Source organism: Streptomyces sp. NBC_01363, assembly GCF_026340595.1.
Classification (GTDB): domain Bacteria; phylum Actinomycetota; class Actinomycetes; order Streptomycetales; family Streptomycetaceae; genus Streptomyces.
In genome coordinates, this window is sequence record NZ_JAPEPF010000001.1 from 1,410,437 (window position 1) to 1,434,835 (window position 24,399).

Sequence of the window (24,399 nt, forward strand, 5' to 3'; positions counted from 1 at the left end):
CCGGACCACCGGGGAAGCGCTCCCGGAGGGGGTTCGGGAACCGGTTCGGACCGTCACGCGGAGTGATCATCCGTCGGTCGCGGTGGAGTACGGATCGGGCCACAGGGCGGCGGTCACCCGGATCAGCGCCCGGTTACCGTCGGGTTCCGGCCATTCGGGCCGGGGCGCGCACCGGGCCGGATGGTGGCGCTGGGTGAGGCGGTCGGCGGCCCGGCGCGAAGCCCGACCGAACGCGCGTTTCGTGGTGAGCCTCACATCGGGATGCCCGGGATGCGGCCTTCCGGGACCCCGGGACTCCCGCGCCGCAGTGCCGGTGGCTGCCGCCGTCGGCCTCCCTGTCCCGCGGCGGCCTCACCCGTGGCCGACGATGTCCGGGAGCGGCCCTTCCGGGCGGCCCGCGGCAAGCACGCGCGTCGGCCCGACATCCTCTTCGTCCTCGGCTGGGCCTATCTGTCCTCGTACGGGTCGCCGGACATCCGCACCCCGAACCCGGACCGGCTCGGACGGCAGGGCGCGCGGTTCACGGACGCCTACGCCGGGTCCGCCACCTGCTCCCCCACCAGATCCGGCTGGGACGAGTTCCTCGGGAACTTCGGCGGGGCGCTGGAGTACTGATCCAAGCCCGGCCCCGCCGGCGAGTACGACCTGTACGAGCGCGACGCGGACCGACGCCGGACTGCTGCCGTACCCGACCGGGGCCTGAATCCCGCTTCTCCGTACCGCAGGCGGCAAGGGCGAGGAGGGCAAGCACTCCCACGGCCATCCGTTGATTCCGCATGGACCTGGGACGGTGCGGGCGGCCGTCCGGTTCCCCCTCACCCCATCAGGGGCAGCAGGGCGGCGAGATCGGCCCGCTCCCCGCTGGCGCCGACCTTGGCCTCGTCGAGCGCCCGCGCCCACTCCGTACGCCCGGTGGCGAGCCGGATCCAGGTGAGCGGATCGGTCTCGACGACGTTGGGCGGCGTACCGCGGGTGTGCCTGGGGCCCTGCACGCACTGGACGACGGCGAACGGCGGGACCCGCACCTCGACCGAGCCGCCCGGCGCCTTCTCCGCGAGGGCGTCGGCGAGCAGCCGGGTGCAGGCGGCGAGCGCCTGCCGGTCGTACGGGATGTCGAGGCCGGCCGCCTCGTTCAGATCGTCGGTGTGCACGACGAGTTCGACGGTACGGGTGACGAGGAAGTCGGCCAGCCGCATCGCCCCGACCCGTGTAGGCAGCAGCCGCTCGTCGCCGGCCCCGGGCACCAGCTCCTCGAACCGCCCCGCGACCTCCCCGTACAGCGCGTCCAGGTCGGGGTGGTCCAGGGCGAGCGCCCTGGTGTCGTCCGCGATGCGCGCGGCCCGGTCCGCGGTCGCGAACGGCCACTGGACGAGCGTCAGATCGGGCTTCGCCGAAGCGGGTTCGGGCAGCTCCAGGTTCCGGGTGACGGCCGAGAGCGCCATGGTCAGATGTACGGCCAGTTCGCGCACGGTCCAGTCGCCGAGCCGGGTCGGCAGCGCGAGCTGTCCGGGCGTCAGGGTGCGGACGGCTTCCCGGACATGGGCGAACTGTGCCAGGACCGCGCTGCGGGTCCTGACCGGGTCGTAGCGGCGGGCGCGTTTCTGGGACGGCGGCATGTCCGGGAGCCTAAGGCCTGTCCCGGCGGACCGGGCTCGGGCAGGGCGTACGCCCGGTGGACGGCTCCGGCATACGGAGGGGGCGGCCCCGGCGGTCTCAGGACCGGGTGGCGAAGGCGCCCAGGCCGGTGGCGAGCAGGCCGAATCCGCGCTCGGCGAGCGCGACGGCGTCCGGCGCGATCGAGTCCGCCGACTCCCCCGCCAGCAACCGCAACTGGTTCGCGTATATGAGGGAGTTGCGGGTGCCGATCAGCTGGGCGCCCGCGATCCGGGCGATGGCCGGCTCCTCACCCTCCTCGATCAGCGCTTCGGCGAGCAGATCGAAGGAGCGCATGGAGAACGCGTGGGCCCGGGTGAGCAACGCCGGGGTCTCCATGATCAGCCGGCGCACCCCGAGCACCACCGGCTCGTCGCTCATTCCGACCGAGGGATCGCGGCGCTCGACGCCGGCCAGGAACTGTCCGCGCACGGCGGCCAGGGCGGACTCGCCGGGGGCCCGGTCCCGTACCGCGCGCGCCACATCGCCGACGTGCTCCTCCATGGGGGCGAGGACCAGGTCCTCCTTGCCGGCGAAGTAGTTGAAGACAGTCATCTTCGACACCTCGGCCGCCTCCGCGATCTCGGCGACCGAGACCTTGTCGAAGCCGCGCTCGGCGAAGAGTGCGGTGGCCGCGGCCAGCAGGCGGTGCCGCGTCTGGAGCTTCTTGCGCTCGCGCAGGCTCATCCCCTCGGTCATGGGCGTCACTGTACCAGGATGAATGTTGATCCAGGATTAATTCTTGACTCGATAAATTTTCTTGGGCCATGGTGGTGCCCGGCACACAGCGGCGCCACGCCGCTCCGGAGGGGAGCCCCGTCATGTCCGCAGTCATGCCCCAGTCATGACCGACCGTCAACGCGTCATCGGGTTCGTGCCCTGCATCGCCACGATCCTGCTGGCCGTGCTCGACACGAACACCGTTTCGTCGGCGACCGTGCCGATCGTCAGCGATCTCGACCCGGTGCACGGCGTCGACAAGATCCCCTGGCTGATCGCCGCCTATCAGCTCGCCGCGACCGCGGCGCTGCCGCTGTACGGGAAGCTCTGCGACGCACTCGGCACCAAGAAGGTCTTCATCGGGGCCAGCGACCGGAGTGATGATCCTGGCGAGCGTCCTGGCGACCCGGCTGCCGGGCCGGCGCAAGCCGGAACCGGCGGACGCGAATTCCGCCGCATTCACCGCGACGCCGTCGCTCCACCGGTGAAACGGAATTCCGTCGGCCGGAATTCTCCGCACCCGGGAGATACGAGGACGGCCCCGCCCGTGAAACAGGGCGGGGCCGTCCTCGTCGGAGGCGGGTGCGTCAGGCGAGCAGAGCCGGAATGGTCGCCTCGTGCGCCGTGCGGAGCTCGTTCAGCGGAATGCTGAACTCGCCCTGGATCTCGATCTCCTCGCCGTCCACGACACCGATACGGGATACGGGCAGGCCCCGCGCCCCGCACATGTCGTTGAAACGAAGCTCCTCACTCCGCGGAACGGAGACGACCGCGCGCCCCGCCGACTCGGAGAAGAGGAACGTGAACGCGTCCAGACCGTCCGGCACGACCAGCCGGGCACCCTTCCCGCCGCGCAGGCAGGACTCGGTGACCGCCTGGATCAGACCGCCGTCGGAGAGGTCGTGCGCCGCGTCGATCATGCCGTCGCGGGAGGCCGAGATCAGGATCTCGCCGAGCAGCTTCTCGCGGCCCAGGTCGACCTTGGGCGGCATGCCGCCGAGGTGGCCGTGGACGACCTCGGACCAGGCCGAGCCGCCGAACTCCTCACGCGTGTCGCCCAGCAGGTAGAGGAGCTGGCCCTCTTCCGCGAAGGCGACCGGCGTGCGCCGGGTGACATCGTCGATCACACCGAGCACGGCCACGACCGGCGTCGGGTGGATCGCCGTCTCACCGGTCTGGTTGTACAGCGACACATTGCCGCCGGTGACCGGGGTGCCCAGCTCCAGGCAGCCGTCCGCGAGACCACGGGTGGCCTCGGCGAACTGCCACATGACGTCCGGGTCCTCGGGCGAACCGAAGTTCAGGCAGTCCGAGATGGCCAGCGGCTTGGCGCCGGATGCGGCGACATTGCGGTACGACTCCGCCAGCGCGAGCTGCGCGCCGGTGTACGGGTCGAGCTTGGCGTACCGGCCGTTGCCGTCGGTCGCCATGGCCACGCCCAGGTTCGACTCCTCGTCGATCCGGACCATGCCGGCGTCCTCGGGCATCGCGAGCACGGTGTTGCCCTGCACGAACCGGTCGTACTGGTCGGTGATCCAGGACTTCGACGCCTGGTTCGGCGAGGCGACCAGCTTGAGGACCTGCTCGCGCAGCTCCGCGCCGTTCGCCGGCCGGGCCAGCTTGCCCGCGTCGTCGGCCTGGAGCGCGTCCTGCCAGGACGGACGGGCGAACGGACGGTGGTACGTCGGGCCCTCGTGGGCGACGGACCGCGGCGGCACGTCGACGATCTGCTCGCCGTGCCAGAAGATCTCCAGCTGGGAGCCCTCGGTCACCTCACCGATGACGGTGGCGATGACGTCCCACTTCTCGCAGATCTCCAGGAAGCGGTCGACGTGCCGCGGCTCGACGATCGCGCACATGCGCTCCTGCGACTCGCTCATGAGGATTTCCTCGGGCGAGAGGGAGGAGTCGCGCAGCGGCACGGTGTCCAGCTCGACGCGCATGCCGCCGGAACCGGCGGAGGCCAGCTCGGACGTGGCGCAGGAGAGCCCGGCACCGCCGAGGTCCTGGATGCCCGCGACGAGCTTCTCCTTGAAGATCTCCAGGGTGCACTCGATGAGGAGCTTCTCCTGGAACGGGTCGCCGACCTGGACGGCCGGGCGCTTCGCGGGACCGGTCGACTCGAAGGTCTCCGAGGCCAGCACCGAGACACCGCCGATGCCGTCGCCGCCGGTGCGGGCGCCGTAGAGGATCACCTTGTTGCCAGGGCCGGAGGCCTTGGCCAGGTGGATGTCCTCGTGCTTCATCACGCCGATGCAGCCGGCGTTGACCAGCGGGTTGCCCTGGTAGCAGGCGTCGAAGACGACCTCGCCGCCGATGTTCGGCAGACCCAGGCAGTTGCCGTAGCCGCCGATGCCCGCGACGACGCCCGGCAGGACGCGCTTGGTGTCGGGGTGGTCGGCCGCACCGAAACGCAGCGGGTCGACGACGGCGACCGGGCGGGCACCCATGGCGAGGATGTCGCGGACGATGCCGCCGACGCCGGTCGCCGCGCCCTGGTAGGGCTCGATGTACGAGGGGTGGTTGTGCGACTCGACCTTGAAGGTGACCGCGTAACCCTGACCGACGTCGACCACACCGGCGTTCTCGCCGATGCCGACGAGCATCGCGTCGTTGACGGGGACCTTCTCGCCGAACTGCTTGAGGTGGACCTTGCTGCTCTTGTACGAGCAGTGCTCGGACCACATCACGGAGTACATGGCGAGCTCGGCGCCGGTGGGACGGCGGCCCAGGATCTCGCGGATCCGGGCGTACTCGTCCTCCTTGAGGCCGAGCTCCTTCCAGGGCTGCTCGACGTCCGGGGTCTCGGCCGCGTGCTTGACCGTATCCAGGCTCATGCGTTGACCAGCTTCTTGATGATCGAGGTGAAGAAACCGAGACCGTCGGTGCGGCCGGTTCCGATCAGCGGCTCGACGGCGTGCTCCGGGTGCGGCATCAGGCCGACGACATTGCCCGCGGCGTTGGTGATGCCGGCGATGTCGCGCAGCGAGCCGTTGGGGTTCGTGTCCAGGTAGCGGAAGGCGACCCGGCCCTCCGCCTCCAGCTCGTCGAGCACACGCTCGTCGGCGACGTAGCGCCCGTCCATGTTCTTGAGCGGTACGGAGATCTCCTGGCCCGCGGAGTAGTCCGAGGTCCAGGCGGTCTCCGCGTTCTCGACGCGCAGCTTCTGGTCGCGGCAGATGAAGTGCAGGTGGTTGTTCCGCAGCATCGCGCCGGGCAGCAGATGCGCCTCGGTCAGGATCTGGAAGCCGTTGCAGATGCCGAGGACCGGCATCCCCGCCTTCGCCTGCTCGATGATGGTCTCCATGACCGGCGAGAAGCGGGAGATGGCGCCGGCCCGCAGATAGTCGCCGTAGGAGAAGCCGCCCGCCAGGATGACCGCGTCGACCTGGTGCAGGTCCTTGTCGCGGTGCCACAGCGATACGGGTTCAGCGCCCGCGACCCGTACGGCCCTCAGGCTGTCCTTGTCGTCGAGCGTGCCGGGAAAGGTGACGACTCCGATTCGGGTGTTACTGCGGCCCGAAGGGCCTCCCTCACGGGTGGTGGTGGGAGACGGGCGGGAAGTCACTTCGACTCCTCGGCCTTCTCCACCTTCACGGTGAAGTCCTCGATGACGGTGTTGGCGAGGAAAGTCTCGGCCATCTCGTGAATGCGGCTGAGGGCGGCGTCGTCGACCGGCCCCTCGACCTCGAGCTCGAAACGCTTTCCCTGACGTACGTCCGCGATTCCCTCGAAGCCGAGACGGGGCAGTGCACGCTGCACCGCCTGTCCCTGCGGGTCGAGGATCTCGGGCTTGAGCATGACGTCGACTACGACGCGTGCCACTGGCACTCCCGGTGGTGGTGTGGTGCGGCTGTTTCTCCGGGGGGGCTCCCCAGACCCCCGCAGGTCCCCTCAGCGTACCTGGCCAGAAATTCTACGCGGGTAGATATCGAGATCCCTTGATCACGCCCAGATATCGGACGCGACAACACACAGGGAAAGTCCTGCAAAAAAAATCCTCACCAGCAGCACACATAGAAGGCTGACACGCGGAGGTAATTGGCTGGGCTTCACAATGCGGCACCCACCGCTGTACAAATGATTACCGGGGAATGCAGCATTGCCCCTAAACAGTCGGCAACCGTCGACGCCGTATCCGCCTAGCAGCCGGAAGGCCGGCATCAGCGCACGCCAGACGCGCCGATACCGTAGGAAAGGACCGATATCCGTGGCTCAGCGCGTAGTGGTCACGCTCTCCGACGACATCGACGGGGGAGCAGCGGCGGAAACGGTCACCTTCGCCCTGGACGGGAAGTCGTACGAGATCGACCTCAATCCGTCCAATGCGAAGAAACTGCGCAAGGCCCTCGCTCCGTACATGGCGGCAGGCCGTAAGCAGACAAATGCCAGCAAGCACGGCAAGGCTCCTGTGTCGTACCGGCACACTTCACTCGCCCCCGACCCGGCGGCCGTGCGCGCCTGGGCCCGCTCCCACCGGATGGAGGTGCCGGCCCGCGGCCGGATTCCCAAGAAGGTCTACGAGGCCTTCCGCGAAGCGAGTTGACCGCCCGCCAGGACCCGGCCGCCCGCGGCACCCGCCGAGAGCGGCCGGCGCACCCTTCCACGACACCCAGCGGGCACCGACTTGCGCAACACCCCCGCAGGTCGGCTAAAGTCTGGAGCACGCCGAAGGGCAAGGCCGCAAAGCCGAACCCCACGCAGCGTGCGGGTGTAGTTCAGTAGCAGAACATCCCCCTTCCAGGGGGAAGGCGCAGTGTGCAATTCCTGTCACCCGCTCTGCATCGCTCTTATCGATCACTTCGGTGGATCGGGTAGAGTGATGCTCGCACCGCCCGATGGATCTCCTCTTGAGGAGTACAATGAGCGGCAGCAATGCGGACGTGGCTCAGTTGGTAGAGCATCACCTTGCCAAGGTGAGGGTCGCGAGTTCGAATCTCGTCGTCCGCTCTTGATCGAAATGAAGGCCCTGGTCGATATCGACCAGGGCCTTCATCGTATTCCCACCAGATTTCCCCGTACTCTCCGTACTCTCCGGGCTCTCCGGGCTCTCCGGGCTCTCCGGCCCCTCCGGGCCCACACGCTCCTCGGCCCATGACGTTTGTCATGAGCAGTGATGACAGCTCGCACTGATGTCGACACCGATCCGGCGGAAGTCTTCAGGCATGACCAGCGACGACATTCCAAGCGACCACGTGGGCAGGGCTGCGGACGGGGCTGTGGCATCCACCACATCTGCCACATCCACCACGTCCGCTTCCGCTTCCGCTCTCTCCTCCGCTTCCGCCTCCGTTTCCGATGCGGTGATCGAGGCGGACGGTGTGCGGCGGCGTTATGCGGGCGGCTTCGAGGCCGTGGCCGGTGTCTCCTTCTCGGTGGCGCGCGGCGAGCTCTTCGCTCTGCTCGGTACGAACGGCGCCGGAAAGACCTCCACCGTCGAACTGCTGGAGGGCCTGGCCAGGCCCGACGCCGGCACGGTGCGGGTGCTCGGCCACGACCCGTTCCGCGAGCGTGCCGCCGTCCGGCCGCGGATCGGGGTGATGCTCCAGGAGGGCGGGTTCCCGTCCGACCTGACGGTCACCGAGACGGTACGGATGTGGGCGGGCTGCACCAGCGGCGCGCGCCCGACCGGTGAGGCGCTGGACCTGGTCGGGCTCGCCCACCGGGCGCGGGTGCGGGTCAAACAGCTCTCCGGCGGTGAGCGGCGCCGCCTCGACCTGGCGCTGGCCCTGCTCGGCCGGCCCGAGGTGCTGTTCCTGGACGAGCCGACCACCGGGCTCGACGCCGAAGGGCGGCGCGACACCTGGGAGTTGGTGCGCGAGCTGCGCGACGGCGGCACCACCGTGCTGCTCACCACGCACTACCTGGAGGAGGCCGAGACGCTCGCCGACCGGCTGGCGATCATGCACCGGGGGCGGATCGTGACGGCGGGCACCACGGCCGAGGTGACGGCCGCCCGCCCCGCCCGCATCCGGTTCGAGCTGCCGGAGGGGGTACCGGCGGCCTGGCTTCCGCTGGGGCTGCGGGCCGCCGCCGAGGACCGCCGGATCGAGATCCATACCCATCGGCTGCAGGAGTCCCTGGACGAACTGCTGACCTGGGCGAGGGAGTCGGACGTCCGGCTGCTCGGCCTCGATGCCCGGTCGGCCTCGCTCGAAGAGGCGTTTCTCGATATCGCGCAGAGCGCGTCGGAGTCCGAAAAGGTGGCCGCGTGATGACGACCATGACGACCGGCACGACGACCACGACGTTCCGGGGTCGGCTGACCGCCCTCGGGCGCGCCGAAGTCGTCCTTCTCGCCCGCAACCGGACGGCGGTATTCGTCGCGCTGCTGATGCCCGCCGCCATGGTCCTGGCCATGAAGTCGACGCTCAAGCAGTCCGTCCTCGACGGGTCCGGCCTGACCGTCGCCGCGGCGGCGCTCACCGGCGGCATCGGCATCGTGCTGATCCAGGCCGTCTACATGAACCTGGTCTCGGCCTACGTGGCGCGGCGCGAGGACCTGGTCCTGAAGCGACTGCGCACCGGCGAGGTCACCGACCGGGAGATCCTCGTCGGGACCGCCCTGCCGTCGGTCGCGCTGGCGCTGGCGCAGATCGTGGTGATCGTGGTGGCGGGGACGGCCTTCTTCGGCCTCGCCGCGCCGCAGCGGCCCGAACTGCTGCTGGCGGGCCTGCTGCTGGGCGTGGTGCTGCTGACGGCGCTGGCGGCGGCCACCTCCGCGGTGACCCGCACCGTGCAGACGGCGCAGCTCACCACCCTCCCGCTGTTCTTCATCTCGATGATGGGCTCGGGGCTCTTCGTGCCGCTGGAGATCATGCCCGACCCGATGGCGTCCGTGTGCGAGCTGCTGCCGGTGACCGGGGTGATGACGCTCGTCCGGACGGGCTGGCTGGGCGGCGCCGACGGCTCCGACCTGTTCGTGGCCGCTCTGACAGGGCTGGCCTGGACCGCGTTCGCCGTGTTTGCTGTGCAACGTCGGTTCCGCTGGGATCCGCGACGCTGAGGGAGGAAGCCGTGTCGGTGCTCGTACGGGGCTGGCGCCGCAGCTGGCAGGAGCGCAGCAAGCTGGAGCGGATCGATCTCTATACGCGGCTGACCCTCTCGGTGATCCCCTGGATCTTCGCCCTGTCGTGGCAGCTGACCCCCTTCAAGTCGGACATCCGCCATGCGCCGCTCCCGATCGCGCTGGGCGTGGCCCTGCTGCTCGTGAGCCTGGTGCAGTGCCTGCTGAGCAACCGCAACGTGGATCTGTCGTACGCGCACTACCTAGGCACCGCCGTCTTTCCCCGGCGGCGGCAGCTGACACCGCTGGTGCTGCTGCTGGTGAATCTGGGGCTCCTGGCGACGATGGCCGGGGTGGACGGGATCGACGACGGCGGGCTGCTCGTCATGGCCATGAACGCACCGATTGCGTTCGCGATCACGCAGACCCTGCTGGCCCCGGTCCGCACCTTCCTGATCCAGTCGTTCGCCGTCACCGCGCTGAACGTCGGCGTCCTCGCCGCGGTCGGAGTGCGGGGCGGGACGCTGATCGGGGTGGTGCCGACCACACTCTTCGGCTGTGTGCTCGTCCTGATCTCCGTACGGCCCAGTGCCTGGAGCCTGGGCGTGATGTGGCAGGCCGAGGAGGCCCGCGACCTGCAGGCCCGGCTCGCGGTCGCCGAGGAGCGGCTGCGGTTCGGGCGGGACCTCCACGACGTACTGGGCCGCAATCTCGCCGTGATCGCGCTGAAGAGCGAACTGGCCGTGGAGCTGGCACAGCGCGGCAGGCCGGAAGCGGTGGACCAGATGGTCGAGGTGCAGCGGATCGCCCGCAGCTCCCAGCAGGAGGTACGGGATGTCGTACGGGGATACCGGGAGGCCGATCTGAGTACGGAACTGGCCGGTGCCCGGGGAGTTCTGAGTGCGGCCGGGATCGAGTGCGAGGTGGTGGGGGACACCGGCGGCCCACTGCCGGCGCCCGTGCAGTCGGCGCTCGGCTGGGTCGTGCGGGAGGCGGCGACCAATGTGCTGCGGCACGGCGATCCGCGCCGCTGCACGATCCGGCTCAGGTCCTCGGCGGACGAGGTCGTGCTGCGGGTGGAGAACGACGGGGTGGCGGTCGCCGCCGTGGGACCGGACAGGAGTTCCGGGGCGGACGACGGATCCGGACCGGGCGGCTCCGGCCTGGCCGGGCTGCGGGAGCGGCTTCGCGTGCTCGACGGTTCGCTGGACGCGGGCCCGGCGGGGAACGGCCTGTTCCGGCTCACGGCGACGATCCCGCTCGGGCCGGCGGCGTCCTCGGCCCGCGATGAGAAGCCGCCTGCCGCCCGGGAGGCACCCGCCCTTCAGGAGGAACGACGATGACGGCCGTACGGGTACTGCTCGCCGACGACGAGCATCTGATCCGGGGCGCGCTGGCCGCGCTGCTGGCGCTGGAGGACGATCTCGTGGTGGTCGCGGAGGCTGCGACCGGCCCTGAGGCGCTGGCCATGGCACGGGCCCACCGGCCCGATGTGGCGGTCCTCGATCTGGAGATGCCGGGCGCCGACGGTGTGAGTGTCGCCACATCGCTGCGGGCCGAACTGCCCGGCTGCCGGACGATGATCGTGACGAGTCACGGTCTGCCCGGACACCTCAAGCGGGCACTCGCGGCGGGCGTGCGGGCCTTCGTGCCGAAGACCGTCAGCGCCCGGCAGCTGGCCGGGATCATCCGCACCGTGCATGCCGGAAACCGTTATGTGGACCCGGAGTTGGCGGCCGACGCGATCTCCGCCGGGGACTCGCCGCTGACCGCGCGCGAGACCGAGGTGCTGGAGCTGGCGGCGGACGGGGCGCCCGTCGCGGAGATCGCCGAGCGGGCTTCGCTGTCGCAGGGAACCGTACGGAATTACCTCTCCGCGGCCGCTTCGAAGCTCGGCGCGGAGAATCGCCACGCCGCGGTGCGTCTCGCGCGGCAGCGGGGATGGGTATAGTGGTCCTCGCGCTTCGGCGCTTGCGGACGTAGCTCAGTTGGTAGAGCGCAACCTTGCCAAGGTTGAGGTCGCCAGTTCGAACCTGGTCGTCCGCTCGGTTCAGCAAGAAGCCCCCGGCCTTCCGGCCGGGGGCTTCTTCGTGTTCCGTCGGCAGGCCTTACTGCCAGGGCGTACCGGTGAGGAGTTCGTACGCCTCCAGGTACTTCGCCCGGGTGACGTCCACGACCTCCTGGGGCAGCGCGGGCGGCGGCTGCTCGCTCTTCCGGTCCCAGCCGGAGGCCGGCGAGGTCAGCCAGTCGCGTACGAACTGCTTGTCGTAGCTGGGCTGGGCCCTGCCCGGCTCCCAGGTGGCCGCGGGCCAGAAGCGCGAGGAGTCCGGGGTCAGCACCTCGTCCGCGATGATCAGCTCCTCGCCGCCGTCGGCCGTGGGAGCGAAACCGAACTCGAACTTCGTGTCGGCGAGGATGATGCCGCGCTCGCGCGCGATGTCACGTGCCCTGCCGTAGACGTCCAGCGTGGTGCGGCGCAGCCGGTCGGCGGTCTCCGCGCCGACCTGGCGGGCCACCTCCTCGAAGCTCACGTTCTCGTCGTGGTCACCGACGGCCGCCTTGGTGGCGGGGGTGAAGATCGGCGCCGGGAGCTCGGAGCCGTCGACGAGCCCCTCGGGCAGCGCGAGACCGCAGACCGTGCGGGACTCCTTGTACTCGACGAGGCCGGAGCCGGTGAGATAGCCGCGGGCGACGCACTCGACCGGGACCATCCGCAGCGACTTGCAGATCAGGGTGCGTCCGGCCCAGTCCGCGGGGGCTCCGGCGGGGAGTTCCGTGGACAGGACGTGGTTCGGTACGAGATCGGCGAGCTGGTCGAACCACCACAGCGAGAGCCGGGTGAGCACCCGGCCCTTGTCGGGGATCTCGGTCGGGAGGACCCAGTCGTACGCGGACATGCGGTCGCTGGCGACCATGACGAGGTCGCCCGCCTCGTTCCGGTACAGGTCGCGCACCTTGCCCGTGTGCAGGTGGGTGAGCCCCGGGACCTGCACTGGCTCGGGCTTTTCTACAAATCCGGACACGCTGCCTCCGCGTAGGTTGATCCAGGAGTCGTTCCGATTCTCCCGTATCAAGTGCGGTGGGGTGGAGCGGGGGCGTCCGTGGCGCCGACTGCCGTGGCCCCGGGCGCGGTTGGTCGCGGTGGTCCGGGCGCGGTTCAGCGGCGGTGGCCGGGCGCGGTTCAGTCGCGCTTGCAGATGCGGTCGAGGAGATTGGCGGTGGCCCGCTGGATGCGGGGGTCCACATGGCCGGGGCGGTCCAGTGCCGGGGACCAGGCGAAGGTGCCCGAGGCGAAGACGATCGCCCCGGACGGGGCCCGGTACACGGATGTCTCCTGGTGACGCTTGACGCCTTCGCTGTCCAGGTACGGGGAGTGGGCGAGCAGGATGCGGCTCTCGTGCTCGGGGAGTGCGATGCGCGGGAAGTAGCGGTCGGCCTCGCCCGCGACCAGACCGTCGAGCTCGTCGCCCTCGCCCGCGCCCGTCGCCTCCCAGAGCCAGTGCTCGGCGTTCCGTACGACCAGGGGGTGGGGATCGGGGACCCGGCCCGCGTACTGGATTCCGAGGAGCTGCTGCTCGGGGCGGTCGATCTCGCGCCAGAGGGCGGGCTTCCCCGGGCCGCGCCGCTTGCGGCAGGTGAGCAGGCGGTCCGGGACGCCGGACGGCGACGGGGAGAGGCTGACCTGCCAGTACATGGTGTTGGCGGAGAGGAAGACCAGCGAGGTGCCGCCGTCCCGGGCGCGTTCGGCCGTACGGCGCATGGGCACCGACCAGTACTCGTCGTGGCCGGGGAAGACCAGGCCCCGGTAGCGGGCCGGATCGACCCGGCCCGCGTGCAGATCGCGGGTGTCGGCGTACGCGATGTCGTAGCCGTACCGCTCGGCCCAGCGGATGAAGTCGTAGGCATGGCCGACGTGGAGCGGCAGACCGGCGCCGGCGTAGGGGCGGTCGAAGGAGACGGTGACCGCGGCGTCCTCCTCACCCAGGAGGCAGCCCTGCTCGTCCCAGGCGTGGTAGAGGCTGGCGCCGGTGCGGCCGTCCTCCGGATAGAGGTTGTACGCCTGCCAGGTGATGTCCGGCAGGACCAGCAGCAGATCGGCCGGCTGGTCGTCGCGGACCGTGAACGGGATGTGGGAACGGTAGCCGTCCACCGTGGTGAGCACGGCGACATACGCGCCGATCGACCAGTAGCTCGGGATCTGCAGCCGCCAGGACTGCCACCAGTGGTGGCAGGAGACCGTGCGGTCGGCGGTGAGCGGCGCGGGCTGGACGATGCCGGAGAGCCGGGGGCTCGTGGTGATCTGGGCGGCGCCGTCTCCCCCGTAGTGGCCGATGCGGTAGATGTCCACGGAGAACTGCTGGGGCGGGTCCACGGTGATGTGGAAGTCGATCGCCTCGCCGGGGGCCGCGGCGCCCGTGGAGATGAAGCCCTTGATCTGGCGGTGCACGTCGTCGGCCGTACGCGTGCCGCCGTCGGTGGAACCGCGGGCCAGGGCGGGGTCGGCGTACCAGGGGACGACGTGCCCGGTGTCGTCGAAGTAGTTCTCGCTGCCGCGCAGCCAGGGCAGGGGGCCTTGGCCGAAGGGGTCGGAGACGGCGTGCGCGAGGGCACCCGACTCCCAACGTCGAATCTGCTCCGCCCCCATACGGTTTCCCTCCCTCAAGTACCCCGAGACAGCAGTCGATGGCCGATGGTCGATCGCCCGTGGTCATGCGTCATCAGTGCGCCAACAGTGATGCGCCGACTGTCAGCGTCAATCCCCAGCACATCACATAACGCATGCAGTCCGTCACCGTTCGTCGCGAATTGACGTGAACGGAACGTGCCGTTCCGGGTGTTGGGGTGTGACGGCGGGGGCGGGTGGTTCAGACGAGGCGGACGGGTTTGTCGGTTCGTACACCGATCGAGTCCAGCCAGGAACGCAGCGGTTCCGCGTCCCCGTCCTCGACCAGGCTGAGGACGGGACTGCCCAGGTCGGCCCGGCGCTCGCCGTCGATCAGCAGGGCGGGACCGTCGAGCCAGTCGAGGCCGGGCGCCGCGCCCGCCGTGTCCACCGCCGCGCAGCAGACCATCGCCGCGACATGGTCGGCGAGCAGCTCCGTACCCGTGCGCGGTGGCAGGAGCGGGAAGAGCGGGAGGGGGTCGGGGCCCCAGACGTCCAGGGCGTCCCCGCCGATGGCGGTCGGGGCGCTCGCCGGGCGCGATGCGCCACCGGCCCGGTGTTGCTGGGCCGCCGCCTCCTCGCGGGCCACCGCGGCGCTGATCCCGGCGGCGAGCGCCTCGCCGCCCCCGGTCCGGCCTGCCAGATGCTCGACGACACGGGCCAGCGTGGGCACCCCCGCGTCGATGGGGCAGGCGGGACGGGAGGGGGTGTGGGCGGCGTCCAGGCCGTCGGGACCCGGGCCCGGGGCGGGCGCGGCGCTCATCGAGTCGAGGACGCGGTGCAGGCGGGCGGCCTCGGTGCGCCACTTCCGGTCGACGACCTCTTCCGGGTACTGCTGCCAGTCGACCGGCGACCAGTCCGGACCCGGCCGGGCCGGGCCCCCGTGGAACAGCCGGGCCGCCAGCAGCGATGCCGCCTCGTCGGCCGCACCCGGCTCCTCCAGGAGATCGCAGGCGGGGCGCTCGCCGAGCCGCGAGGCGAATCCGTCGGCGAGCCGGTCGCGCCGGGACAGCTCGGTGAGGGCGGACACGACGCCCGCGTCCAGCCGGGACGGCCAGCGGCCCATCCGCCAGGCGGGCAGGGCGACCCGGGTGAGCAGCCGGTCCCAGCCCGCGTAGGCGAGGCCGACCTGCTCCTGGGCGACGATCCGCAGACCGTAGTCCACACCCTGTGCACGGACCGACGCGGCGGCGGCGACGCTCCGCTCCATCTCTGCGGCATGGCTGCGACAACTGCGCAGCAGCAGTCTGGCGATCCGGCCGACGAAGGCACGGGGCACTCCGCGCACCCAGGCCAGCGGGCCCTGCACGGGCACGGCGGCGTCGGCGACCGCTCCGTCGAGCCCCCGGACGAAACGGCGGGCCGCCGCTATGTCGGGATGGGCGGACGGGCCCGTGCCCGCGACGACCGGGGCGAGCACCGCCCGTAGCTCCGCGACCCGCATCCACCACAGGAACGGCGATCCGATGACCAGCACCGGAGCCGCCTGGACCCGGCGGCGGGTCCGGGCCGCGGAATGCGCCGCCGGATCCGGGCCGGTGTCCGCCGCGGGCTGCGCCGAGGGGTGGGTGCGGTCCTCCAGCCAGCTGTCGCAGTCGGGCGTCAGAGCTATTGCCGAGGGCGCGGGGACCCCGAGCCGGTCGGCGAGGTCCCTGACCAGGCGATAGAGATCGGGGGCGGCCTTCTCCGGGAGCGGGACGGTCGGGCTGACCGCCGGCCTCGCCCGTACGATCGCTACCGCGACCGCCGCGGCGAGCAGGAGCACGACGACCGCGCAGGCCGTCACGACCCAGCGCGCCGTGTCCCAGCCGCTGCCCACGGCCAGGCCCTGGGCACCCGCCACGAGCAGCACGACGGCCACCGCCGTCGGCAGGATCGCCACGGCTGTCGCCCTGCCGCGGATGCGCAGCAGCGCGTGAGCTCGGGCACGCGCACTCAGCGCACCCAGCTCCTCACTTGTACCGATACCGGACACGGCCGGACGTCACCCCCTCTGCCCCCGCGGCGGTGTTGCTCACTCCCCCACTGTGGCATCCGTCACCGACATCGCAATGCCAGTGGGCCAAGTGCCGGAATGCTTGCGCCGCACCCTAGTTGGGGCCTCGGCGGGCGTCATCCGGATGGCTCAGCCGTCACTCGATGGAATGGCTTTGGGCAAAGGTGCTGACGCGCCGCCGTCCTTGAGGCAGCGACGCGTCGGGGCATGTCGGGGCGCGTCGGCGGAATGCGGAATGCGGGACTGCGGGAGGCCGGATGCGGGAGGCCGGTCTCGGCCCTCCGCGGCCGGTCTCCCGCAGTCCCGCGGCCCGTCTCAGCCCTCCGCGGCCTTCCGCGCAATGTCCGTACGGAGCTGCGAGCCGTCGAGCCGGATCCGGGCCGCCGCCGCGTAGGCACGCTCCCGGGCGCCCGCGAGGTCCTTGCCGGTCGCGGTCACGGACAGCACCCGGCCGCCCGCGCTGACGATCGTGTCGCCCTCCCGCCTGGTGCCCGCGTGCAGGACGTACGCGTGCGGGGCATCCTGCGCCGCCACCTCGTCGAGCCCTTCGATCGGGTCGCCCGTGCGCGGCGTACCCGGGTAGTTGTGCGAGGCGATGACCACGGTGACGGCGGCCTCGTCGCGCCACTTGAGCGGGGGCAGCTCGTCGAGCGTGCCGTTGGCGGAGCCGAGCAGGACACCGGCCAGCGGGGTCTTCAGGCGGGCCAGGACCACCTGGGTCTCGGGATCGCCGAAGCGGGCGTTGAACTCGATCACCCGGACACCGCGCGAGGTGATCGCGAGGCCCGCGTACAGCAGCCCGGAGAACGGGGTGCCGCGGCGCCGGAGCTCGTCGACGGTCGGCTGGAGCACCGACTCCATGACCTCGTCGACCAGCTTGGGGTCGGCCCACGGGAGCGGGGAGTACGCGCCCATGCCGCCGGTGTTCGGGCCCTCGTCGTCGTCCAGGGCACGCTTGAAGTCCTGCGCGGGCTGGAGCGGCAGCACGGTGGTGCCGTCCGTGATCGCGAAGAGGCTCACCTCGGGGCCGTCGAGGAACTCCTCGATGACCACGCGGTCGCAGGCCAGGGCGTGGGCACGGGCCGCCTCGACGTCGTCGGTGACGACGACGCCCTTGCCCGCGGCGAGACCGTCGTCCTTGACGACGTACGGGGCGCCGAAGGCGTCGAGAGCGGCGTCGATCTCGGCCGGGGTGGTGCAGACGTAGCTACGGGCGGTCGGGACGGCGGCACCGGCCATCACGTCCTTGGCGAACGCCTTGGAGCCCTCCAGCTGGGCCGCCTCGCCGGAGGGACCGAAGCAGGGGATGCCCGCGGCGCGCACGGCGTCGGCGACTCCGGCGACGAGCGGTGCCTCCGGGCCGACGACCACCAGCTCGGCGCCCAGGTCGGTGGCGAGGCGCGCGACGGCGTCGCCGTCGAGGGCGTCGACCGGGTGCAGTTCGGCCACCTCCGCGATACCGGCGTTGCCGGGAGCGCAGTACAGAGCGGTGACGTCGGGGTCGAGGGACAGAGAGCGGCACAGGGCGTGTTCGCGGGCGCCGCCGCCGATGACGAGGACCTTCACGGGGTGCAGCCTAGCCGCCGGGGCGTGGCGCCCTTGACGGGACGCCGCTCCGTGGACACCCCGGGAGCCGTGGCGGACGCCCCGGGCGCCCCCGCCGTCCGTTATTCGTTATCCGTCATTCGTTGGTGAACTCCTCGACGACCGTGGCGCCCAGCTCGCGGACGATCAGGTCGTGCCCGGAGAGCGCCGAGTCGACGAGGTCCGGGTCGTCGGCCTCGGGGGTGTCGTCCTCGGGCGCGACCGCGCGCGGGGGCTCGGGCGCGGAGTACGACCGCGGTGCGGGCTCCGCGGCGGATGCGGCGCCCGGCTGCGGCTGAGCCGGCTGCTGCTGGTGACCCGGCTGCTGGTGCGGAGAAGCGGCCGGCCGGGGCTCGTAACTCTGCTGGGGCGCGGGGGCCTGATGCTGCGGCATGGGCGGCGCGGCGGAGGGGCGGCCTCCGCCGGTCTGCGGGGGTGCGCCGGCGCCGCCCGACGGGTCGACGACGGCCTCGATCTTCCACTGCGCGTTGAACCGCTCGGCGAGGGCCTGCCTCAGCACGTCCTCGCTGCCGCTGCTCGCGAAGTTGTCGCGCGCGCCCGCGTTGAGGAAGCCGATCTGCAGGGTGCTGCCGTCGAAGCCGGTGACCTGGGCATTCTGGCTGAGCAGGATCCAGGTGAACCGGCGGCGGTTCTTCACCGCCTCCAGGATGTCCGGCCACATGTTCCGCACCTGGCCGGCGCCCTGGGTCATGCCCGGACCCGGCTCGGCGGCGGCAGGCACCGGTGCCACGGGCGCGGCCTGGACCGGCGCGGCGGCCGGAGCGGGCTGCGGCGCGGGCGACTGGCCCGGGGCGGAAGCGGTCGGCCAGCCACCGGGGCGTCGGCCCGACTCCGGCGCGGCGGCGGTGGGCCAGGCACCGGGACGCTGACCGCCCGCGGGAGCCGGGGCCTCGGCCGAGCGGCTGCGGGGCCACGGGGGCGGCGGGGACCGCGGGCGGTGCTGCGGCGGGGGCGGGCGGCGCCGCCTGGACCGGCGCGGGCGCGGGCGCTTCGCCCCGTACCGCCGCACGCGCGGCGGCGGGTCCCGCACCGGGCTGCACGACAGGTGCGGTGGACGCGGCGGGCGCGGGCGCGTGGGCCGGCGCCTCCGGGCCGGGCAGGTATCCCATGGCGGGCCCCGGGCCCGTGGTCGCGAAGGAAGCGCCCCGCTCCAGCCGGTCGAGCCGGGCCTGCAGCGAACGCTCGTCGTCGAAGGCCGCGGGCAGCAGCACCCGGGCGCAGATCAGCTCCACCTGGAGACGCGGCGAGGTCGCCCCGCGCATCTCCGTGAGCCCTTCGTTGACCAGGTCGGCGGCGCGGCTCAGCTCGGCGGCGCCGAAGACGGACGCCTGGGCCTGCATCCGCTCGACGACATCGGCGGGAGCATCGATCAGCCCCTTCTCCCCGGCGTCCGGCACGGCGGCCAGGATCACCAGGTCGCGCAGCCGCTCCAGGAGGTCGGCGACGAAGCGGCGCGGGTCGTTGCCGCCCTCGATCACCCGGTCCACGACCTCGAACGCCGCAGCCCCGTCGCCCGCCGCGAAGGCGTCCACGATCGAGTCGAGCAGCGAGCCGTCCGTATAGCCGAGCAGCGAGGTCGCCATGGCGTATGTCACACCGTCGTCGCCCGCACCGGCCAGCAGCTGGTCCATCACGGACATCGAGTCACGCACGGACCCGGCCCCGGCCCGCACGACGAGCGGCAGCACGCCGTCCTCGACGGTGCTGTTCTCCTTGCCGCAGACCTCGGCGAGGTATTCGCGCAGCGTCCCCGGCGGCACGAGACGGAACGGGTAGTGGTGCGTACGCGACCGGATGGTGCCGATGACCTTCTCGGGCTCGGTCGTGGCGAAGATGAACTTCAGATGCTCCGGCGGCTCCTCGACCACCTTCAGCAGGGCGTTGAACCCCGCCGACGTGACCATGTGCGCCTCGTCGATGATGTAGATCTTGTAACGACTCGACGCGGGCCCGAAGAACGCCTTCTCCCGCAGATCACGGGCGTCGTCCACACCACCGTGCGACGCGGCGTCGATCTCGATGACATCGATCGACCCCGGCCCGTTGCGTGCGAGGTCCTGGCAGGACTGGCACTCCCCGCACGGCGTGGGCGTCGGCCCCTGCTCGCAGTTCAGACAGCGGGCGAGGATGCGCGCGCTGGTCGTCTTGCCACAGCCGCGCGGACCGCTGAACAGGTACGCGTGATTGACCCGGTTGTTCCGCAGCGCCTGCTGCAGCGGGTCGGTGACATGCTCCTGCCCGATGACCTCGGCGAACGACTCGGGGCGGTAGCGGCGGTACAGCGCAAGGGACGACACACATACGAGGTTATCCGGGCGGACCGACAACCGGCCCCGGACCGTGCGAAGCCCCGCCCCGCACCCCCGGGAACCGCAGGCCCGGGAACCGCAGGCCCGGGAACCGCAGGCCCGGGAACCGCAGGCCCGGGAACCGCAGGCCCGGGAACCGCAGGCCCGGGAAAGCAACGGGCCCGGGAAACACAAGGGCCCCCCACGCACCCGCCAGAGCCGACCTACCCTTGCTGCCTTCCGGCCCTGGGGGAGTTCAGTCAGATAGCGCCACGTGAGGGGCTGACGCCCACCTTAGCCGATCCCCACCCCTGCCGGTCCACTGCCCCACCTCCCGGACCCCCCGCGAACGAGTCCGACGGGGGTCCGGGAGAAGTCCGGGGGGAACGGGTTCGCGAGCACTCCTCAACGTCTTGTATTGTTTGCCGCGGAGGATTCGCCTAGTGGCCTAGGGCGCACGCTTGGAAAGCGTGTTGGGGGCAACCCCTCACGAGTTCGAATCTCGTATCCTCCGCCATTGCTCTCACCGGGCAATACGTCGAAGGGCCCCGCTGCTTGCAGTGGGGCCCTTCGACGTTCGTAGTCTCATCTGCAGTCTCAACGAGACTCTTCGGAGCCCTCCGCGCCCCTGCCGTCAGCGTCGTTGGCCACTTCCCAGATGAGCCCCCCGACCCGCTGCGCGACGTCGGCGAGGATGCCGCCCGTCACGTGTTGGTACCGCGCCGCCATCGCGGTGGACGACCAGCCCATGATCTGCATCACAACCCGTTCGGGGACACCGAGGATGAGCAGAACGGTTGCCGCGGTGTGCCGGGCATCATGCAAGCGCCCGTCCCGCACCTTCGCATCGGCGAGCAGCCGCTTCCACGCGTCATAGTCCGTGCTCGGCACCAAAGGCGCGCCGGCGAGGGAGGCGAACACGAACCCTGACTCACGCTAGTCCTGCCCGGCAATCGCTCGCTCGCGTGCCTGCTCTCTGCGGTGGAGCTCCAGCAGCCTCACCAATTCGTCGGGGACACCGATGACGCGGCGGCCGGCACGCGACTTCGTGTTGGCCGTGTCCTCGTTCTCCCTGACCCGCTTCTTGCAGTAGCCCGGCTTCGTACCGCAGTCGCCCCCGCACCCGTGCAGGTACTTCGGCCTCAGACGGTTCTTCCTGACGCGCAGGACACCGCTGCTGGTATCGAGGTCCGCCCACGCCGCCCGAGCGCTTCACCCTGCCGCAGCCCCAGCGCGAGCGCGATAGACCAGCGGGCGCTGTTCCGCAGCTTGGCGGCCTCGGAGAGGAGACGCTGCACCTCCTCGATGTCGTACGGCTCCACCTCCTCTTCCTCAATCCTCGGCGGAACCGCGAGAGTGGCGACATTCCGTGTGACGTGGCCGCGGCGCATTGCGTGATTTTCCACCGTCGCCCCAGGCAGAGCCAAGCCCGCTCCACGGCGTGTGGGACGACGGCGGACGGGATGGCAGCGAGGGAGCATCGTGGTCTCCGCGGTCACTGGGCTATGGCTGAACAACCCTGAGCCAGGGGCCGGGGCGTACGGCTGTGAGGACTTGTACGTGGCTGGGGGCCGCGCCATGCGGAGATGGCGCGGCCCCCTTTCTGCCGCCTGGTGTTCCTGTCGAGCGTGCGTGCTGTCCGTGGCGGGTCGTCAGCGGTGGTGTGGCTGCTGCTTGCTGGGTGCGTCGTGTCTGGCGTCGTGCTTGCCGGGCCTGTGCTTCTTGTGGTGTCTGCCGTTGTGGTGGTGCTTTTCGCAGCATTTGCCGCGTTTGATGGTGGTGGGGTCGGTGGTGGTGGCGGGGGTGCTGCCGCCTCCGGTGACCGTGGCGGTGTTGGTGACCTGCTTCGGCGCGCTGCAGGACGCTTTGACCGTGAGCTTGATGGTCGGGTAGCTGCGGCCGGGGGCGAGGGTGTCGCTGCGGGTGCAGGTGAGTGTGTCGCGGGTGCAGGCCCATCCGGTGCCGCGGAGCGAAACGGGGGTCAGCCCCGTGGGCAGGGTGTCGGTCACGGTGACGGTGGTGGCGTCGGTCGGGCCGGTGCCGTGGTTGGTGACCGTGATCCTGTAGGTGTTCCTCCTGCCCTGAACGAACGCGCCGCGGTGCGTCTTGGTGACGGTCAGGTAGGGGAACGGCGGCGTGCCGATGGCCACACCGATGGGGCCGTTGCTGACGGGGATGGTGGTGGTGACCGTGTTCGTGGCTGTGTCGATCACCGACACCGTGTCCGAGTTCCGATTGGCGACGTAGGCGTGGGTGCCATCCGGGGTGAAGGCAACACCGACCGGGGTGGTGCCGACGGTGATGGTGTCGGTGACCGTGTTCGTGGCCGTGTCGATCACCGACACCGTGTTCGAGTTCTGATTGGTGACGTAGGCGTGGGTGCCGTCGGGGGTGATGGCCACACCGACCGCGTTGTTGCCGACGGGGATCGTGGCGGTGACCGTGTTCGTCGCGGTGTCGATCACCGACACGTCGTTGGAGTTCTCATTCGCGACGTAGGCGTGGGTGCCGTCGGGGGTGATGGCCACAAAGGCCGGGGTGGTGCCGACGGTGATGGTGTCGGTGACCGTGTTCGTGGCCGTGTCGATCACCGACACCGTGTTCGCGTTCTCATTGGTGACGTAGGCGTGGGCGCCGTCGGGGGTGAAGGCCACACCGACCGGGCCGGCGCCGACGGTGATGGTGGTGGTGACCGTGTTCGTCGCGGTGTCGATCACCGACACCGTGTTGGACCCGAAATTGGCGACGTAGGCGTGGGCGCCGTCGGGGGTGATGGCCACACCGACCGGGCTGGTGCCGACGGTGATGGTGGTGGTGACCGTGTTCGTGGCCGTGTCGATCACCGATACCGTCGTCGAACCGAAATTGGTGACGTAGGCGTGGGCGCCGTCGGGGGTGACGGCCACAGTGAACGGGGCAGCACCGACGGTGATGGTGTCGGTGACCGTGTTCGTGGCCGTGTCGATCACCGACACCGTGTTCGAATTGAAATTGGTGACGTAGGCGTTCGGCGTGGGGGCGGCCGCCTGCGCCGGGGCCGCAGCCAGGGCCGGCAGGGACAGTCCCGCCAGTATGGCCAGCATGGCCAGGGCCCCGATGACCAGCCGCAAGATGCCCAGGCGTGGCCTGGGCCTGCCCCGGTCCGGTGCCGGACCGCCCTGCGGCCCGGGTTCCTTGCCCGCATGTGGGATCACGAATGCCTCGCTTCGTCAGGAAGGGCGGCTGCGAGCGGACATACCGTGGGAGCCGACAGCGCACCGCAGCCACACGTTATGTGACTGCTCGTCACCCTATGTGACTCATTGTGGAGAGGGTGGGCGGCACTCCGCATCCAAAGTGCGATGGCGAGCCGTTGGACGCACACTGCATATGATCCGATCGACTGACTGTCAGACCGACTGTGAGAACGGTCTGACATCACCAGCTGACATCAACGTCGCCAGACGGCAACGGATCCCGGCGGCTGGAGCTGGACTACGGACCACCCGGCGAGCACGAGTCCAAGTCAGTCGCACGGATGGGGGATCGAACTCCTAAAGCAGGCGTCAGCCCTCAGCCCTCAGCCCCAACCCGAATGTGCTGCGGGGCTACGGCTGGCGTCCGGGCAGTCCAACAGTCTCATTCGCATCCGTACGCGGCCGTTCAGCCTTCCTGTGAGCAACCCAGTAGCCCAGCCCGCGGACGACCGTGAACCAGAACGGACTCGGCCATGCAGAGTTGGAAAGCGTGTTGGGGGCAACCCCTCACGAGTTCGAATCTCGTATCCTCCGCCATTGCTCTCACTGGGCAATACGTCGAAGGGCCCCATCGCTTGCGGTGAGGCCCTTCGACGTTCGTAGTCGTGGGTGATGGGTTCGAACCGTCTCCGGCCCGGACGGCGTTAGGCCGCTTTCAGCACTCCGAGGCACAGGACCCTGCAGCCGGCGAACGCCGTGCCGGCTACGAAGACAGCCTCGGGTTGTCCTGTCCCTGAGCCCCTTTTCACGTGGCTCCGCCGCCCTCGCGTCAGGTGCGGGCGTCCGTTCATCGGACGAGAGAGCACTCCCCATCAGCAGGGTCGCGAGTTCGCCGTGCGCGCGTTCCGCCGCCCGCCACTACCCGGTGGTGGGCCCCGATCTGGCTGTCGAGTGCGCACAGGAGATCACCGATGCGGCGCTGCTCCTCGATGGATGGCAGCAGTACGGGAAGCTGCTGCATCGCCTTTGTCTTGATCGAGGCGACGATGGTCGTCTCTGCTCGGTCTTTGATCCATGCCTGTACTCCCGGAAGGGACAGGAAGGCGAGAACGAAGCGCGAGTCCGTATCGGGCTCGAAGGCACCGCCGCGAGCAGCTCGCCCCCTCTCGGGCAGGGGTCGTTGATCCGGCGTGCCGAACGCTCCATCACGGAGATCCCGCTCATCCCACCGGCCCGGTCGCGCCGGGCGTCGGCGAACACAGGGCGCCGGGCCCCGATCGCCGCACGGACAT

General features: G+C 70.7%; 15 protein-coding genes, 4 tRNA genes, 1 other RNA gene and 4 pseudogenes. 11 read left to right on the forward strand and 13 right to left on the reverse strand.

Annotated features, from left to right (window positions below):
- Positions 1–270: 270 nt before the first annotated feature.
- Positions 271–612: pseudogene (locus OG611_RS06670) on the forward strand (hypothetical protein); the annotation flags it as partial.
- A 203-nt stretch (positions 613–815) separates the two neighbouring features.
- On the opposite strand, the gene OG611_RS06675 reads toward OG611_RS06670, so the two are convergent.
- Both OG611_RS06675 and OG611_RS06680 read right to left on the reverse strand, forming a co-directional pair.
- Positions 816–1,616: a maleylpyruvate isomerase family mycothiol-dependent enzyme gene (locus tag OG611_RS06675; protein ID WP_266416483.1), complete on the reverse strand. Its 801-nt coding sequence runs from the start codon at positions 1,614–1,616 to the stop codon at positions 816–818.
- A gap of 97 nt (positions 1,617–1,713) precedes the next feature.
- Complete coding sequence (locus tag OG611_RS06680) at positions 1,714–2,352, reverse strand: TetR/AcrR family transcriptional regulator (protein ID WP_266416485.1); 639 nt, start codon at positions 2,350–2,352, stop codon at positions 1,714–1,716.
- A gap of 145 nt (positions 2,353–2,497) precedes the next feature.
- On the opposite strand from OG611_RS06680, the pseudogene OG611_RS06685 reads away from it, so the two are divergent.
- A pseudogene (locus OG611_RS06685) lies at positions 2,498–2,740 on the forward strand (MFS transporter); the annotation flags it as partial.
- A 220-nt stretch (positions 2,741–2,960) separates the two neighbouring features.
- Here the strand turns inward: OG611_RS06685 and purL are convergent.
- The 3 genes from purL to purS all read right to left on the reverse strand — a co-directional run bounded on the left by purL (position 2,961) and on the right by purS (position 6,198).
- Positions 2,961–5,210: a phosphoribosylformylglycinamidine synthase subunit PurL gene (purL, locus tag OG611_RS06690; protein WP_266416488.1), complete on the reverse strand. Its 2,250-nt coding sequence runs from the start codon at positions 5,208–5,210 to the stop codon at positions 2,961–2,963.
- Complete coding sequence (gene purQ / locus OG611_RS06695) at positions 5,207–5,875, reverse strand: phosphoribosylformylglycinamidine synthase subunit PurQ (RefSeq protein WP_266425590.1); 669 nt, start codon at positions 5,873–5,875, stop codon at positions 5,207–5,209. Before purQ ends, purL begins: the two co-directional genes overlap by 4 nt.
- A gap of 62 nt (positions 5,876–5,937) precedes the next feature.
- The gene (gene purS, locus OG611_RS06700; protein ID WP_176729353.1) at positions 5,938–6,198 is read right to left on the reverse strand and encodes a phosphoribosylformylglycinamidine synthase subunit PurS; all 261 of its coding nucleotides are present in this window, start codon (positions 6,196–6,198) and stop codon (positions 5,938–5,940) included.
- Positions 6,199–6,583: 385 nt separating this feature from the next.
- Between purS and OG611_RS06705 the strand changes: the two genes are divergently transcribed.
- The 8 genes from OG611_RS06705 to OG611_RS06740 all read left to right on the forward strand — a co-directional run bounded on the left by OG611_RS06705 (position 6,584) and on the right by OG611_RS06740 (position 11,425).
- Positions 6,584–6,919 carry an Lsr2 family protein gene (locus OG611_RS06705; protein WP_266416492.1) on the forward strand — a complete coding sequence of 112 codons (336 nt, stop codon included), beginning with the start codon at positions 6,584–6,586 and terminating at the stop codon, positions 6,917–6,919.
- Between the two features lie 161 nt (positions 6,920–7,080).
- Positions 7,081–7,152, forward strand: a tRNA-Gly gene (locus tag OG611_RS06710).
- Positions 7,153–7,250: 98 nt separating this feature from the next.
- Positions 7,251–7,323, forward strand: a tRNA-Gly gene (locus OG611_RS06715).
- A gap of 215 nt (positions 7,324–7,538) precedes the next feature.
- On the forward strand, positions 7,539–8,588 hold the full coding sequence (locus OG611_RS06720) for an ABC transporter ATP-binding protein (RefSeq protein WP_266416495.1): 1,050 nt from the start codon (positions 7,539–7,541) through the stop codon (positions 8,586–8,588).
- 8 nt (positions 8,589–8,596) lie between these two features.
- Positions 8,597–9,379, forward strand: a complete 783-nt coding sequence (locus OG611_RS06725) for an ABC transporter permease (protein WP_266425593.1) — start codon at positions 8,597–8,599, stop codon at positions 9,377–9,379.
- Positions 9,380–9,396: 17 nt separating this feature from the next.
- Entirely contained in the window at positions 9,397–10,722 is a 1,326-nt protein-coding gene (locus OG611_RS06730) for a sensor histidine kinase (RefSeq protein ID WP_266425596.1), read from the forward strand.
- A complete protein-coding gene (locus OG611_RS06735; RefSeq protein WP_266416498.1) occupies positions 10,719–11,330 on the forward strand; it encodes a response regulator transcription factor in 612 nt (203 codons plus the stop codon). The genes OG611_RS06730 and OG611_RS06735 overlap by 4 nt, the downstream gene beginning before the upstream one ends.
- Positions 11,331–11,352: 22 nt before the next feature.
- Positions 11,353–11,425 (forward strand) — tRNA-Gly (locus tag OG611_RS06740).
- Between the two features lie 62 nt (positions 11,426–11,487).
- On the opposite strand, the gene OG611_RS06745 is transcribed toward OG611_RS06740, so the two are convergent.
- The 6 genes and pseudogenes from OG611_RS06745 to ffs all read right to left on the reverse strand — a co-directional run bounded on the left by OG611_RS06745 (position 11,488) and on the right by ffs (position 20,218).
- Entirely contained in the window at positions 11,488–12,402 is a 915-nt protein-coding gene (locus OG611_RS06745) for a phosphoribosylaminoimidazolesuccinocarboxamide synthase (protein WP_266416499.1), read from the reverse strand.
- Between the two features lie 158 nt (positions 12,403–12,560).
- On the reverse strand, positions 12,561–14,024 hold the full coding sequence (locus tag OG611_RS06750) for a N,N-dimethylformamidase beta subunit family domain-containing protein (RefSeq protein ID WP_266416500.1): 1,464 nt from the start codon (positions 14,022–14,024) through the stop codon (positions 12,561–12,563).
- 220 nt (positions 14,025–14,244) lie between these two features.
- Positions 14,245–16,017 (reverse strand): hypothetical protein, encoded by a 1,773-nt coding sequence (locus OG611_RS06755; RefSeq protein WP_266416502.1) that lies wholly within the window; start codon positions 16,015–16,017, stop codon positions 14,245–14,247.
- A 336-nt stretch (positions 16,018–16,353) separates the two neighbouring features.
- Entirely contained in the window at positions 16,354–17,604 is a 1,251-nt protein-coding gene (gene purD / locus OG611_RS06760) for a phosphoribosylamine--glycine ligase (protein WP_266416505.1), read from the reverse strand.
- Positions 17,605–17,719: 115 nt separating this feature from the next.
- A pseudogene (locus OG611_RS06765) lies at positions 17,720–19,940 on the reverse strand (DNA polymerase III subunit gamma and tau).
- Between the two features lie 181 nt (positions 19,941–20,121).
- Positions 20,122–20,218: signal recognition particle sRNA small type (gene ffs / locus OG611_RS06770), an RNA gene on the reverse strand.
- 142 nt (positions 20,219–20,360) lie between these two features.
- On the opposite strand from ffs, the gene OG611_RS06775 reads away from it, so the two are divergent.
- Positions 20,361–20,448: transfer RNA gene (locus OG611_RS06775), tRNA-Ser, on the forward strand.
- An 80-nt stretch (positions 20,449–20,528) separates the two neighbouring features.
- Here OG611_RS06775 and OG611_RS06780 read toward each other — a convergent pair.
- Positions 20,529–21,331 (reverse strand): annotated as a pseudogene (locus OG611_RS06780) (tyrosine-type recombinase/integrase); the annotation flags it as partial.
- A gap of 252 nt (positions 21,332–21,583) precedes the next feature.
- Complete coding sequence (locus OG611_RS06785) at positions 21,584–23,125, reverse strand: beta-propeller fold lactonase family protein (protein ID WP_266416507.1); 1,542 nt, start codon at positions 23,123–23,125, stop codon at positions 21,584–21,586.
- Positions 23,126–24,399: the final 1,274 nt, after the last annotated feature.